The 14,991-nt window shown below is 60.5% G+C and carries 7 protein-coding genes and 2 pseudogenes; 7 read left to right on the top strand and 2 right to left on the bottom strand.

Annotation, left to right across the window (positions count from 1 at the left end):
- Window positions 1-267: 267 nt before the first annotated feature.
- The 4 genes from I6F12_RS24550 (at window position 268) to I6F12_RS24535 (ending at window position 10,736) form a co-directional block, all read left to right on the top strand.
- Complete coding sequence (locus I6F12_RS24550) at window positions 268-1,605, top strand: pitrilysin family protein (RefSeq protein ID WP_225157414.1); 1,338 nt, start codon at window positions 268-270, stop codon at window positions 1,603-1,605.
- Window positions 1,602-2,978 (top strand): pitrilysin family protein, encoded by a 1,377-nt coding sequence (locus I6F12_RS24545; protein WP_225157413.1) that lies wholly within the window; start codon window positions 1,602-1,604, stop codon window positions 2,976-2,978. Before I6F12_RS24550 ends, I6F12_RS24545 begins: the two co-directional genes overlap by 4 nt.
- A gap of 4,071 nt (window positions 2,979-7,049) precedes the next feature.
- Window positions 7,050-8,888, top strand: coding sequence for an asparagine synthase (glutamine-hydrolyzing) (asnB, locus tag I6F12_RS24540; protein WP_225157412.1), 1,839 nt, complete (start codon window positions 7,050-7,052; stop codon window positions 8,886-8,888).
- Window positions 8,889-9,320: 432 nt separating this feature from the next.
- Window positions 9,321-10,736: an MATE family efflux transporter gene (locus I6F12_RS24535; protein WP_345944182.1), complete on the top strand. Its 1,416-nt coding sequence runs from the start codon at window positions 9,321-9,323 to the stop codon at window positions 10,734-10,736.
- A 370-nt stretch (window positions 10,737-11,106) separates the two neighbouring features.
- Here the strand turns inward: I6F12_RS24535 and I6F12_RS24530 are convergent.
- Both I6F12_RS24530 and I6F12_RS24525 read right to left on the bottom strand, forming a co-directional pair.
- Window positions 11,107-11,248: pseudogene (locus tag I6F12_RS24530) on the bottom strand (IS630 family transposase); the annotation flags it as partial.
- 102 nt (window positions 11,249-11,350) lie between these two features.
- Window positions 11,351-12,918, bottom strand: a pseudogene (locus I6F12_RS24525) (amidase).
- 1,169 nt (window positions 12,919-14,087) lie between these two features.
- Here I6F12_RS24525 and I6F12_RS24520 point away from each other — a divergent pair.
- The 3 genes from I6F12_RS24520 to I6F12_RS37350 are packed head-to-tail and all read left to right on the top strand — an operon-like array spanning window position 14,088 to window position 14,987.
- The gene (locus tag I6F12_RS24520) at window positions 14,088-14,540 is read left to right on the top strand and encodes a hypothetical protein (protein WP_225157411.1); all 453 of its coding nucleotides are present in this window, start codon (window positions 14,088-14,090) and stop codon (window positions 14,538-14,540) included.
- Window positions 14,512-14,748, top strand: a complete 237-nt coding sequence (locus I6F12_RS37355; RefSeq protein ID WP_275970503.1) for a transposase — start codon at window positions 14,512-14,514, stop codon at window positions 14,746-14,748. Before I6F12_RS24520 ends, I6F12_RS37355 begins: the two co-directional genes overlap by 29 nt.
- Window positions 14,745-14,987: a transposase gene (locus tag I6F12_RS37350; RefSeq protein WP_345944181.1), complete on the top strand. Its 243-nt coding sequence runs from the start codon at window positions 14,745-14,747 to the stop codon at window positions 14,985-14,987. Before I6F12_RS37355 ends, I6F12_RS37350 begins: the two co-directional genes overlap by 4 nt.
- The last annotated feature ends 4 nt before the right edge of the window (window positions 14,988-14,991 follow it).

Genomic DNA, 14,991 nt, shown 5'->3' with positions numbered 1-14,991 from the left:
CAAGCGCGATCTGTCGATTGATAGCCAAAAGCATGGAGCATCCTATAGATGACTTCGATGATGACCTCATTCCTCATCCAGACCCAAATGCAATGTAGCTTGCAAAAAGCCGTCCCGATCGCGCAGCTGACGAACGATATTGATAATGATGCCGCGTCCAATCGGCCGCACGATCGGTCTTTCGTTTCGAAAATTCGACAGCGACTGCTGTCAATGCTGCCGACGTCCTCACCTCGAACGGTCGTTTGCGTTTTCGCACTAGTGCTGATGCGCGCCTTCTTAATAGATGGCGCCTCAGCCGAGACTCTTGCGAAGCCCCTCACCAGCTTTACGCTTGGCAACGGCCTGCAGGTGGTCGTAATCCCTGATCATCGAACACCGGTGGTGACGCAGATGATCTGGTACAAAGTGGGCTCCGCAGATGAGGAGCCGGGCAAATCCGGGCTCGCCCATTTTCTCGAACACCTGATGTTTAAGGGCACGGAGAAGCACCTGGGCGACGAATTCTCCCAGAGCGTGGTTCGCGTCGGCGGGAACGAGAACGCCTCGACCTCGGTCGACTACACCAACTACTACCAGCGCGTGCCGAAGGAGCAGTTGCCGACCATGATGGAGTTCGAGGCCGACCGCATGACCGGCCTGATCCTCAAGAACGAGGACGTGCTGCCCGAGCGCGACGTCGTGCTCGAAGAGTACAACATGCGCGTCGCCAACAATCCGGATGGGCGCTTGAACGAGCAGATCATGGCCGCGCTCTATCTCAACCATCCCTACGGGCGGCCGGTGATCGGCTGGCATCAGGAGATCGAGAAGCTCGATCGCGAGGACGCGCTCGCCTTCTATCGTCGCTTCTACGCGCCGAACAACGCGATCCTGGTGATCGCCGGCGACGTCGACGCTGCCGAAATCCGCCCGCTGGTCGAGCGCAACTTCGGCTCGATTCCCGCCCAGCCCGCGATCCCGCCGCGCCGCGTTCGCCCGCAGGAGCCCGAGCCGGCCGCCCCGCGCACCGTCACGCTGGCCGACCTGCGCGTCGAGCAGCCGAGCCTGCGCCGCTACTATCTGGCGCCTTCCGCAACGACGGCCGCAGCCGGCGAGAGTGCGGCCCTCGACGTGCTGGCACAGCTGATCGGCAGCGGCAGCAATTCCTATCTCTACCGCGCCCTCGTGGTCGACAAGCCGCTCGCCGTCTCCGCCAACGCGAGCTATTCGAGCATCTCGCTCGACCCGACCCAGTTCGCGATCTCAGCGGCGCCCAAACCCGGCGTCAGCTTCGCCGAGGTCGAGCAGGTGATCGACGGCGTCATCGCCGACATCGCGCAGAACCCGATCCGCGCCGAGGATCTGGAGCGCGTGAAGACCCAGCTCATTGCCGAAGCGATCTACGCCCAGGACAATCAGGCCGTGCTGGCGCGCTGGTATGGCGGCGCGCTGACCACGGGCCTGTCGATCGAGGACATCAGGAGCTGGCCCGACCGCATTCGCGCGGTCACCGCCGAGCAGGTGCGCGCCGTCGCGCAGAAATGGCTCGAGAAGAAGCGCTCGGTGACGGGCTACCTGATCAAGGACACCAGTGCCACCAAGCGCGAGGAGAAGCGTTCGTGACCTATCCCTTCCTCCGCGCAAGGCACTTCGTCCTCTCCATCGCCACCGGGGCGGCGCTAGCCCTCGCCACGGTCGCGCCGTCGCAGGCGGCGGCAAAGATCCAGCGCCTGGTCTCGCCCGGTGGCATCGAGGCCTGGTTCGTGCAGGACGCGACCGTGCCGCTGATCGCTATGGAATATTCCTTTGCCGGCGGCTCGTCCCAGGATCCCAAGGACAAGTCGGGCGTCGCCAATCTGGTCGGCAACCTGCTCGACGAAGGCTCCGGCGATCTCGACTCTAAGACCTTCCACGAGCGGCTCGACCGCCGCGCCATCGAGCTCTCCTTCAGCGCCAGCCGCGATAGCTTCCGCGGCAGCCTGCGCATGCTGCGCGACAACAAGGACGAAGCCTTCGACCTGCTCAGGATGGCGTTGACCTCGCCGCATTTCGACACGGTCGATGTCGAGCGCATCCGCTCGCAGGTTCTCTCCGGTCTGCGCCGCGAGATCACCAATCCGTCATCGCTGGCGAGCCGCAAATTCCTCGAGGTCGCCTTCGGCGATCATCCGTACAGTCGGCAGAGCAACGGCACGCTGGACAGCGTGCCGACCATCACGGTCGCCGACCTCAAGGACTATGTCGGCCGCGTGCTCGCCAAGGACACCCTGAAGGTCGCGGTCGTCGGCGACGTCGATCCGGCGACCCTCGGCAAGCTGCTCGACCAGACCTTTGGCAGCCTGCCGGCGAACGCCAGGCTGAGGCCGGTGGCCGATGTCGAGGCGGCCAAGCCGCCGCAGCGCGCCTTCGTTCCACTGGACGTGCCGCAGACCGTCATCACCTTCGGTGGCCCCGGCGTGAAGCGCAGCGACCCCAACTTCATGGCGGCCGATGTCGTCAACCACATCCTCGGTGGCGGCGGATTTTCGTCGCGGCTCTATCGCGAGGTCCGCGCGAAGCGGGGCCTTGCCTATTCGGTGTTCGAATCCCTGCTCTGGATGGAGCATTCGGCGGTCTTTATCGGCAATACCGGCACCCGCGCCGACCGCGCCGGCGACACCATCGCTGCCATCGAGAAGGAGGTGCGTCGTATCGCCGAGGAGGGCCCGACGCAGAAGGAGCTCGACGAGGCCAAGTCCTACCTCAAGGGCTCCCAGATGCTGGCGCTCGACACCTCATCCAAGCTGGCGCAGGCGCTGCTGCAGTACCAGCAGGACAAGCTGCCGATCGACTATATCGAACGGCGCAATGCCATCGTCGATGCGGTGACGCTGGATGATGCCAAGGCCGCCGCCAAGCGGCTCTGGGGCCAGGGCCTGCTGACGGTCGTCGTCGGCCGCACCTCGCAGGCCGCCGCGCAACCCGCGGCCACGGCGCCGGCGCCGAAGTCGAACTGAACTGCCGTAGTAGCGATAGCGCTCCTCGCTAACACACGGCTTCATGGCTTCGAACTCGAGCCATCCCTGAAGCAGTGACGGTCGGACCCGGCTTGCCGTAATAGCCGGTCCATCCACCGAGACGCGCGCAGAACCAGGCCTGCATGAGCGGACGACCCCTTCGGATGAGGGTTCTTCTGCCGCTCCGTCTTGCCTTCGAGCTGAGCACAGCAGGCTTCGAGCAGCGGAATGTCCTCAGGTTCGAATGCATCGCTTAGAGGCCGTAGAGGTCCCGGACCACCATCACGGGCGTGCACCATTTGCTGGATACACACAGCCGCGATCAACGTGGCAGTTATCAGTCGGTTACGGGGCGCTTTATCCTCGATTTGCACGGCTTCGATGTCGAAGCCTTAATCCAGAGCCAATACGGCATGCAGATACTCACCCCTGCCGCGTTCAGAGCGCAGCACAGTCGTGTCCTGGATCGCCAGCACATATCGGCCCACGCAACGTTCTGCTGTCCGTCCGGCGCGGCGCGGCGGCTTGAGCGAGACCGCGATTAACATGGCGTTCGCTTTCATTGTCCGCGGCATACTTTTCTGGGGAGCCATTGCAGGGCTTCTCTATTTGCTGTGGAAGTTGCCATCCTGTAGCCCGACGATCAGGGCGTCGGCCGGCCAGTGTCGAGGAAATGAGGAGCGGCGGCTTGAACTGCACCCCTCATGTGAGACACGGTAATCAGGGACAGGAGCCGAGCGCCTGGGCGGGTTGATGGGTTGCCGCGGGGTCATCGTCATCGCCTGGATGACCGCGTAGACCCCGTCACGCCAGGCCCGGTGCTCGGCCGGCGTGCTTCATCCCGGCCCATGGCGCGCGGGCTTCTCTTTCGCCGACCGCCTTGGGCTGCAGGAGACCGTGCCGCACATGTGGTGGCGGCTCAAGAAGCGCCCCTATCTCGCCATCGTCGTCGCGAAGTCCGCTGCCCAATTCGCACGAACGGCCTCGAGGCAGGCAAAGATGCCGACTGAGCGGGGCGATGATCCTCCATTCATCGAAGTGGAGTTGCAGCTCTGATGAAATGAGCCGACGCTGACTATCGCGATCGCAGCGACAGCTGTTCAGCCATCTTTATAGTAGTTTGTCTTTATCCCTGGATCAGCGCAGACGGCGTTTCAGGGACCTTAATCTCGTTCATTCTCTGGACTGCGAGAATTTCGTCTACCGGTACAACACCTTTGTGAACATTCCGCACACACCCATCAGCCATGATACGGAATATTAGGCTCTCCCGCCCGCTCAAGAGGCACGACGGCCAAATCTCTTAGCTGAGGCTCAAGGAAAGCGCGCCGGTGGAGTTATCGAGTATAACGACCAGTTCAAACCAAACGCGATACAGTCGCAACCTGTTTTGGCAGCAGCCACCGACTGCACAAGAGTGGCGTCCAGAGAGCAAGCTCTCGCAGTGTAGACTTGGGATGCGCAGGCGATAGTGCGAGGGCAAGCGGCTATACGTCGCGAATTGGATCCGCCACTATTAAATCGAACATTGGCCAGTGTATGTTAGCCATGATGTACGAGCCGGTCGGCGCGGTTGAGACTAGCTGAGAGGTTTCGGCTTTGGGCCTGGTCGACCATTCGGAGGCCGCGGGCGGGCATACCCCTTTGGTCATCAGCTGAAGGACTTCGATGTTGCCCAGCGGTCCCAAGAGCGACCAGGTTGTCAGGAAAGAGTTGGTGCAGAAAACGGAGAACGGCGCAGACGCGACTGGCGCCATGGAAAGAATCCAATGCTGCTCCTGCTAGCTGCTATGCTGGCGTAACGAGCGGGTGGTCGGCGATCGAGCAGTGAAACCTGAAAGCGCTGTTCTTGGCCGATGCCGCAGGCCTCTGTGTCGCTAGCCGCCTTTGCTCCCGCGAGGGGCAAGCCCCTCGCGGTGCTACCAAGTGGTATTGCCGCGAGGTACTGCAGGGCGCCTACCTGTACTAGGGTGCGGACTCATTTGATCGAAGCCAAATTCATACGGAAGCGAGTTGAACGAAAGCGATGGCACTTTATCCTTCTAAGGTGCCGCGAAGTTGTAGGCCTAGTACGACTGCAAGTCACCGACTTGAATTGGTTGGCTCGTCTGCTACTTTCTAGGCTGGTCCCTACCTTCACGGAGAAATTGGAGGTGCCCCAGCATACGAAATCGCGCTGCTGCATAAAAAGGGCTCGCGCACCGCCGTTCATGACAGAGCCTAAATGCTGGCGGGGTAAGACGGGAGGCATGGAAGCGATCGCTTGAAAGACTACACGCGTTGCAAAATTTAGCGCGCCAATCTCCCTCGGCACAAGCGCGCCGGGTGTCCGTGGCTGAAAAGGTATGACAGTGGTTACCAGGGTCGTTTCGCCGACACCGGAAGCAGCGCGGGCGCGACTGGGCGCCGGTCGGTTTTGGGACTGGATCGGCGCTGTCCCTGCCGCGCCTGCGCTGCACATTGAGGTTAGCAGGAACGTGAATCGGCGCTGTCCCATTCTGGTAATGCCGCTATCTCGACCACGCCTCGCTAACCCGAGCGGCTCTGTACCCACGCCAGCTTTCGAAAAACTGACGAAACCTGTGCGGCAATTCACAAACGAACAGCAGCTGCTGTGGCGGATTGCGGACCATGCTCACTGACGGCCGCTGATCACCCCATCAGCGCGCGCAGCCATGGCAAACATGAATCGCAGCTCCCAATCCTTTGCCGACGCATGCGCGTGACAGCGGACCGTCACCGACCAACAAATTTAGAGCACTGGTCCCGAGACGTTCAGGTTTCCAAACGAGACGTGTCATGAAGCCAATAGCGCGCGCAGCAATAAAGCTCGCTGAGGCACTCTTCGATTTCGACCAGTGCTGCGCAATGATTCTATCGCCTCATTTCGGTATCAACCGCGACGTGATGTTGGGCATGCGGCGGTCACGATCGCCCAGGAGAGATCCCGCTGCGGCATTCTCGGCTCGTGACATCGGCCACCTTTCGTGCGAGCGCCGGCATGCCCCACCTGCCACCAGGTTGCGCGTTGGCTGGTAGGCAAAATCTCAGCTTAACGCCAAACCTCTCATGTCTCACCTAGCACACTAACGTTGCAATCACATCTAGTACCGGCGGACTACTCCGGGGGCACATAAGGCAGGAACTAGGTGAGCAGACCGCACAGGCCGAACGAGTGGTCGCCGTCCGCACCGTCAGCAGGCTGAGATTTGTGCCGTGGATGATGCTGCTCATGCGTCCAGCGTCGTTGAATTGACGGGCCCGAATAGCGGAGCAAAGAGCGCCAAAATCCGCTGCCAATCGGAAGCAAGACCCGACGCTCGCGTTTCGCCAGGTGATCTTAAGTGGATGAAAAAGGAGTATGCCGCGCCCGGGTCCGCAAGGCCAGGATATTGGTCGAGCAGCTCATCAAGCAAGTCTAGCGAGCGCATTGCGATCGATTAATCCTCAGGCAGATGCCCGTGGCAGGCTGCGTCTCTGCCGATCGAAGTCTCGGTGAGCCATTCGTCCCTGCAGAGGGCAAGCGCCGCCCGGGAATATGCCCTCCGCGCCTTTCCACAGCGATTGTGCTCACCTCCAGGCCCTACGCGATGACACGACGTCTCATGCTGCGGACTCAGCGCGAACGATGCGATCAGCCGGCCCTCACACCGGCATTCGCCACAAGCGCCCTTCTCTATAGAGATTCGCGCCGTCATGTAATGTGACGAACTTTCGTTTCAGCTAACTAATCTGACTTGGAGCAGATCGATTTCCCGCGGACATGCATTCGGCATCTGAAGAGTCTGAGGCGAACTATCTATCTCTTGGTCTGTCAGTCCGACCGAGTTAAGGCTGGGGAATCACTTGTTACCATCTTTTTTAAAGTCGGACTCCACAACACTACCACCAGAACAGGTCGGTGCAGCGTTGCCAAGTGATGTGCTAAGGCATTGAGAGTGGTCTTCACGGTTCATCGGGTGTTTACTCGAGCAAATGAGCAGCCATCAATGATCATCACGTGTTTGCAAGGTGCGGTGCCTGCGTAGGGCCGCAAAGTTGCGCGATAGTTGGCAAGGCTAGGAGCAACATATGTGCGGCATCTGTGGATGGATTGATTTCCATCGTGACTTACGAGGTCCCGACGCTCAACGGGAGCTTGCCGGTATGACGGCCACTATGGCCTACCGCGGGCCGGACGGCGAGGGCACTTGGATCGATGGGCCTGCGGCGCTAGGACATCGCCGCCTTGCGATCATCGACATCGAGGGTGGTGCACAGCCCATGCTACTCCAGGAGGAGGGGCGACCCGCGCTGGTGCTCGTCTACACCGGCGAGACTTACAATTACCGTGAGCTGCGTCAACAGCTCGTCACCCTAGGCCATCAGTTCGAGACGAACAGTGACACCGAGGTGGTCTTGCACGCCCACCGCGAGTGGGGTCGCCGCGACCCGCGCACCGCCGTGATCGAACTCAACGGAATGTTCGCCTATGCACTCTGGGACACAGCCAAGCGCGAACTGCTTCTCGTACGCGACCGGCTCGGCATCAAGCCGCTTTACTACTACCCCACCGAGCACGGCGTGTTATTCGGCTCCGAGCCGAAGGCGATCCTCGCCCATAGTCTCGCGGAACGGGTCATGGACGCCGACGGGCTTCGTCGCACTTTATTATTCATCGACGACCGGGACAACACCGTGTTCCGCGGCATGCGTGAGGTACCGCCCGGCCACATCCTCCGTGTAACCCGCGATGGCATCCAGCAGGTGACCTATTGGCAGCTCACCGACAGCGGGCATACCGACGACAAGCCTACGACCGTTCGGCGCGTCCGAGAACTACTCGAGGACACGATCCAACGGCAACTCGTTGCTGACGTGCCGCTGTGCACGCTCTTGTCGGGCGGGCTTGATTCCTCCGCGCTGACAGGGCTGGCGGCCCACTTCAGCAACGAACGGATCCGGTCCTTCGCGGTCGATTTTGTCGGCTACACCAACAACTTCACCCCCGGCCCGATGCGCCCTACACCCGACGGGCCCTACGTGCAGGAGGTCGCGAAGTTCGTTGATGTTTCCCACACGGACATCACGTTGTCCGCTGACGAACTCATGGACCCCAGCGTGCGGGCCGCCACTCTCCACGCCCGCGACCTGCCGTTGACAACGGGCGATATCGATAGCTCGCTCTTTCTGCTGTTCCGGGCCATCCGGCAACACTCGACAGTGGCCCTGTCGGGGGAAGCGGCCGACGAGGTCTTCGGCGGCTACCCGGAGTTCCACGATCCCGCGAACGTTCAGGCCGACACGTTTCCGTGGCTTGTCAGCAGGTTATACCAAGACACCGGCCAACAATATCTAGAGCCCCTCCTCCTCAAGCAGCTCGATCTCCCCGGCTACATTGACGACCAGTATCGTAGGGCACTTGCGGAAGTACCTACCCTGAACGGGCCAGCCTCCGCCGATCCGCTAGAGCGTCGCATGCGCGAGGTCTCCTATCTCTATCTCACGCGACACCTGCCGGGCTTGCTAGACCGCAAGGACCGGATGAGCATGGCTTCGGGTCTCGAGGTGCGAGTTCCCTACTGCGACCACCGTCTCGTTGAGTACGTGTTTGGCACCCCATGGTCGCATAAGACTTTCGACGGGCGAGAGAAGAGCCTTCTGCGTGCCGCCACTGCCGACCTGCTACCGCAGTCTGTGGTGCAGCGGGTCAAGAGTGCCTATCCGGCTATCCAGGATCCGACCTATGACAGACTGCTCCGCACTCGCTTCACTGCGCTGCTGCATGACCGCAACGCGGCAGTGGCACCACTCCTGTCGATTGACGGCTCCCGCATTTTGCTCAACGCGACCGACAACATTAGAGGGGTGGAGCGTATTCTGGCTCTTCAGAACTTCCTGAACGACTACAACGTGAACCTCAGGCTTTGAGACGGCGAAACTCGCTGCTGCAAATTCCCCGAAGCGAGAGGGTTCAGTTTCAACTTCGCAATAAGCTCCCTGACCGTGTAGCTCCTTTCGGCCGCGTGGATCGAGCGCCGTTCTCGTATGGCAACAGGCGGACCATCGCGGCCTCGGCTTCCTTAAACGCACCGCAATATGCAAGGACAACAGCATGCTGGTGGATGCGAATGATACGGCCTGCCAGCTTCAGGCCCACGATGGTGGGCATCACGTTTCAATGACGTCCAGCGTACCGACGTAGCCGTGTCGTCTGACTAAGTCGTCGACCAACTCGAGACTGACACCGATGAACGAGTCCCAAGGAGAGTAGGCGCGCGATCGCGAAATCAGGCTCGGAGGAGATGTTCTCAGTCGACAAGAGCTAATCGTCTTCCGAGGAAACAGGGCAGGATCATTTCCGTGATTAAGATTGCCGAAACAAAATTGAAGGCGGCTTCGCGGCAGAGGCCGAGGAGTGGAGCGGCTGGTCATCACTTTGCTGTCGAGCTCAGCGAAATCGCAAAACTCGCGTTGCCGATTGTGTTGGCGCAGCTCGGGCAAGTCGCGATGTTGACGACAGATCTCGCCTTCATCGGGCGCATCAGCGCTGAGGCCGCCGCCGCGGCAGCGCTGGGGGGCAGGGTGTATTTCGTTAGTGTCACTTTCGGTATGGGCCTGATGGCAGCCGTGGCGTCGCTCGCGGCCGAGGCGTTTGGGGCGGGTAATTTAGCTGCGGTACGGCGTACGGTGCGCATGGGGCTGTGGACGGCGATACTGCTGTCGCTCCCTATCATGTCGGTTCTGTTGCGCGGCGAGCAAATACTGCTCGCTCTTGGCCAGGGGCCGGACGCGGCACAGCTCGCCCAGCAGTATCTATTTGGACTTGCTTGGGGCCTGGTGCCTTCGCTATGGTTTCTAGCCATCCGTAGTTTCATGAGCGCTGTCCTTCGGCCGGAACCAATCTTGTGGATCACGCTCGCGGCCATTCCCTGCAATGCCTTGCTTGTTTATCTGCTGATCTATGGGAAGCTGTACTTGCCTCGGCTGGAGTTGTTCGGGGCAGGTCTTGGGACTACGCTGGTAAATTTTGCGATGTTTTTGGCTGCCTTGTGGTTCGCCACTGTGCACCGCCCATTCCGGAACTACCATGTGCTTGCACGTTTCTGGCGCTTCGATTGGCAACTGATGCGCCGGCTGACCGTGGTCGGGACCCCGATCTCCATCGCTTTTCTAATGGAGGATTCGATCTGGTCTGCCGCAGCGCTCCTGATAGGCATGATCAGCCTCAAAGCGCTTGCCGCCCACCAGATCGCATTCCATGTCGGCTCGATCCTATACATAATCCCGTCTGGCATCAGCATGGCGGCGAACGTTCGCGTTGGCCACGCCCTGGGCCGCAACGACGGTCCCGGCATTAAACGGGTTGGTCTGGTCGCGATGCTGTTTGGCACTGTTACCGCCGTAGTACTGACAATTATGGTAATAGCCGCGCGTTTTGAGATCGCCGCATTCTTTCTGCCCGGCGAGACCGAGGGGACAATCGGACTCGCCACGGACCTCCTTTTGATTGGCGCAAGCTGTTTCGTAACCACGACAACGTACAGCATTGCCTTGGGCAGTTTGCGTGGGCTGAAGGATACCTGGGTACCCCTTCTATTTGCTGCAACCGGTTACTGCCTGATTGGCTTTTCCATCAGCTGCGTGCTTGCCTTAGAGACCGGTCTCGGCGCCATTGGTATCTGGATAGGTTTGGCAGCCGGGACGACTATCTATGCGGTACTCCTCGTACTGCGTTTCCTGCTGCTGGCGGGCAGGCTGGCTCTTCAGGGCCCCTAAGTGTTCGAGAGCTTGAACAGCCGCTGAAACATTGCGTGCGTCCCATGCGTTAGCCAAACTGGCGCTGATATCGCCGCCGCCATCAGGTTGTGATGCGTGAATGGGCTTCGGCGGGCGAAACGGTCTCAGACGCTACACGGGCCGCAACGGCCGCTCTGAGCGGTGGTCTCCATCGCATATAGCGATGTTCCCGAGTTGCCTCGTCTGATTCGCTTCCTAGTCGGGGGACGCGCGACTTGTCGACCACCGGCGCTGGGAACTTTCCGGTGATGTGACGATCGCGTTGCTAGAGCATCCGTCACTTAAGCGAAGCGCCGCGCATCCTTCGTGGCGGAAGCAGTTTTGGCATTCTAGAGGCGAGAAGTCGTCAATAGGGCGGCAGACACAGAAGCTTTGCACGGGCGTCCTCGATCGCTTCGCGCACACTGGCAAATTTGTGGCTGGCTAGGGTCGATAACGACAGTATCGCCTTGGAGGGTTAGGCAGTTGGGCACGAGCACCCTCTCGATATAGACTCGGAACGCATCGCTTGTCATGGGGTCGTCGGCCGCGTTCAAATTACTCTTCCAGCCTCAATCACGCACGATGCTTGCGACCGCCCTTGCTGCGCCCTCCTATTTGCCGATGAAGGGTATCTTGCGGTGGCGCGTTGCGCACTCATACGCGTAGGCGTACGCTAACAATTCACGCTCACTCCACATTCTGCCCACAAATATCAAGCCGAATGGTGAGCCCGATGCGTAATAGCCCGCAGGAACAGTGACGCCCGGAAGCCCGGCAATGTTGATGTGGTCGACCGTGGTCGCACAAATGCGCTCTTTCCCGTGCAGTGGCGGTAGCTCCTCAAGCATCTGAGGAAAGACGCAGGCGTCTAGGTGATGGCGTGCAAACACTTCTTCGAACGTCGCGAGATATTCCTCTTTGGCAGCAATGAAATCACTGATGTCCGGCGGTAGCGTCGGATTTGCTAGGGTCGCCGCGAACTGCGGCAGATCGTGCAGGAAGTTCAGTAAACCCTCTGGTCCGAACGGGTTTTGCTTCTCAGTCGCCTTAGCGAATTCCGCAAAGGTCTTTAGCGCGGCCGTAGGGCCCAGCCGTTCGAGATATTTGTGAAGGTCATAAGGAACGGACTCGAGGCCACGCGAGTCGAAACTTTCAAAGCGAGGAGTCGGCCTGCGGAGCTCCGCAAACCCCGAGCCGATGAAGGGATCTTGGACCAGAACCGCGCCGAGTCCCTCAAGTTCTTCTTTTGCCCTTTCGTAGAGTTGCTTCGCCTCATATGAAAGAGGCTGATTGAGCCAACCGCTGCCGTAAAGAGCAAGCCGTCTGTCCTTGAGGGCATTTACGCTGAATTTTGAGGTGTAACCTCCAATTGGCTTCTTGCCGACGCCTGCGATGGTCTTGGGATCCTCTGACGTGTAGCCGGCGAGCACATCTAGACAAATGGCCGCGTCACGCACACATCTCGCAATGGGGCCAACGACGTCTCGATTTGCCGACAGAGGCATGACGCCCGCGTTGGACACCAGCCCGATAGTCGGTTTGATTCCGACGAGGTCCTGTGCCGAAGCAGGATTTTGAATGGAACCACCGGTCTCTTCAGCCAAGCCCAGCACAACCATGGCCGAAGCAACCGCCGACGCCGTGCCTGAACTGCTGCCGCCGGGCACGCGGTCGGGCATTACGACATTTAGTGTTGGCCCGGCCCAACTGTCATTGGCATGGCTACCACTGCAGCTGAGGATGGGAACGTTTGCCTTTCCAATGATGACGGCTCCCGCGTCCCGCAAGCGGGCCACCACCGGGGCGTCCCGCTCCGGTATGAGATCAACCCCACCCGTTATACCACATAGCAGCGACCAACCCGCCGTCGTGGGAAAGTTGGCCATATCTATAGTGTCCTTCACGACGACCGGAATGCCCGCCAACGGACCAAGGCACTCCCCGGCTGCGCGGCGTCTATCGATTTCCTTCGCGTCGTCGACGGCCGATGGATTCATAAAAATGATTGCATTGTATTTCCTGTTGTACCGCTCCACCCTCTCGAGGCTCGCCTCGACCAGCGCTTGACCGTGAGCGCTCCGCTTGCAAAGCTGACCTGGGCCTCTACGACAGTGAGGCTTGTAAGTTCCGGCGATTCAACAGTGAAAGATTCGTTACGGACCGTGGCGGGTTGACTCATTGGCGCTCCATTGTTGCTGTGGCAGGCAGTTGGGCAGGTCAGCGCTTCGCCCCCAGCCTCCCGAACCTCTACTGCTCGATGAGCTGTCACATGCTGGCTCTACCCTGGACCAAGAAGTACCGGAGTCCCCAGTCCTATTTGTAAGCAAAATCGCCATCCCACAGCAGTAGTTCTGCGCCTAAACGACATGTGAAGCTCTATTTCTTCAAATCGGTCGAACCTTGGAGAGACAATCGTACATTTCGGAGTATCAAGCCGACACTTGCAGACAAGCCGTTGCGTAGCGACTACCGGCATCAATCGCCTGGGGCATCAAAGAGCCGTCCTCGCGTCCGTCGCTGCTTTAGCTATCGCGCCGGAGATAACCCACAGAGCGGCCAGCGCGCCCAGCGGCCCATCCGCCGCACCACTCGCACCTTGATGATGGCCTCGAGGCACTGTTGTTGAGTCGATGCGATCCAGCGAGAGACGCCGCTCCACAGCGGCCGAACTTGCCGCCGGGGCGAGGTCCATTGTGGCGAGCGAGTGACTGGATGCGGCCCGGGGGAGGCGAAAACGTCGTTAGTGGTCATTCTGCAACGATGGCGCGTCAGCCAAATTGGCAATGTGCGCTCGACGTTGGCAATGTTCGCCGGCTGAATCGTCTGCCAACGACTTGCGAGAATAGGTAATTCTGTAATGAGCGTCCCGAATTTGACGAAACGAGCAAATTGCCTCGCTACCGACAAGGGTGTTAAGGTTGGGCCATGATCGTGCCCCGTGGCGTGGTGTATGTGAGTTTTGATCACCACGTTCCCCGGCATGGCCGGATCGGTCAGCTGGCGATTACCGGGAAGCTGACGGCGGGATCATCGCCCAACGGCGCGATCGTTTCCAGTGCCATGTAGCGGCCGCGCTGGACCGCCCACTCGTCGTCCTGTTCGAGCAGGTGGCCCCGAAGTGTGGGCAGGCCGATGTTATTCGATGAGCCGTGAGCTCGAGTTAGTAGCTGGCCGCCTCTGCGACTCGCCCGGTTGCGCTGGGAGCGCGAATCCGTAGTTGTCGTGTCGCCCGCGGCTCCCGTCATGGTCATGTATCTGGCAGGAGGTGCGAATGCGACGGGTGATTGGTATCGACGTCCACCGAACTTTTCGGCGAGGTGGTGTTTTGGGAGGAGAGCAGGCTCCGACATGCGTGCCGCATCGATAGGACTCGGACTGCGCTGGCGGGATTTGGCCAAGACCCTGCTGGCCAGTGATGAGGTGGTGGTCGAAGCGACTGCCAACAGCATGGCGGTGTCGCGGGTTCTGGCGCCGTTCGTGGCACGAGTGATTATCGCCAATCCGCTGCAGGTGAAGGCGAACGCCCAGGCTCACGTTAAGACCGACAAGATCGATGCCGGCACGCTCGCCAGTCTGCAGGCGGCCGGGTACCTGCCGCAGATCTGTACGCCTGACGCGGGAGACCGAACGCAAGCGTCGGCTGGTGGCGCGGCGCTACCAGGTCGTACGGTATCGCACGCGGCTCAAGAACGAGGTGCATTCGATCCTACACGCCCACCTGATCCCGAAGTGCCCGCACGCCGATCTTTTCAACGCCAGCGGCGGGGCTTAGTTGGCCGCCCAACAACTGCCGGCCGATGAGCGCGCGGCCATCGATCGGCCCGTCCGTGAGCTTGACCGGCTGGTGGAAGACCTGGCTCTGCATGACCGCGAGATCGCGCAAGACGCGATCGACGATCTCGCGGTCAACAGATTGATGACGATCACTGGCATCAATCTGGCGGTCGCCGCCGGCATCGTGGCGGCCATCGGCGAGATCAGCCGGTTCGACAGCCCGCAGTATCTGTGAGCTATTTCGGGCTGAACCCGCGGGTGCGGCAGTCGGGACTGGGAGCCGCCCATTACGGTCGCATCAGCAAGATCGGCCGTAGTCACGCGCGCGCCATGCTGGTCGAGGCGGGCTGGGCCGCGGCCAAGGCGCCCAGTCCACTGCATGCGTTTTTCGTGCGGATCCGCGCCCGGCGTGGCATCAGGTCTCCGCGGTGGCCGTGGCTCGCAAGCTCACGGTGCTCTGCTGGCATTTGCTGACGAA

Origin of the sequence: Bradyrhizobium sp. IC4059 (genome assembly GCF_020193615.1) — a bacterium.
GTDB classification, from domain to species: Bacteria; Pseudomonadota; Alphaproteobacteria; order Rhizobiales; family Xanthobacteraceae; genus Bradyrhizobium; species Bradyrhizobium yuanmingense.
This window is presented reverse-complemented; position numbering and strand designations above follow the sequence as displayed.

Bases quoted from the DNA above. Each gene is read 5' to 3' on its own strand.
- I6F12_RS24550 (WP_225157414.1), top strand. From the start codon at position 268: ATGCGCGCCTTCTTAATAGATGGCGCCTCAGCCGAGACTCTTGCGAAG.
- asnB (WP_225157412.1), top strand. From the start codon at position 7,050: ATGTGCGGCATCTGTGGATGGATTGATTTCCATCGTGACTTACGAGGT.
- I6F12_RS24520 (WP_225157411.1), top strand. From the start codon at position 14,088: ATGCGTGCCGCATCGATAGGACTCGGACTGCGCTGGCGGGATTTGGCC.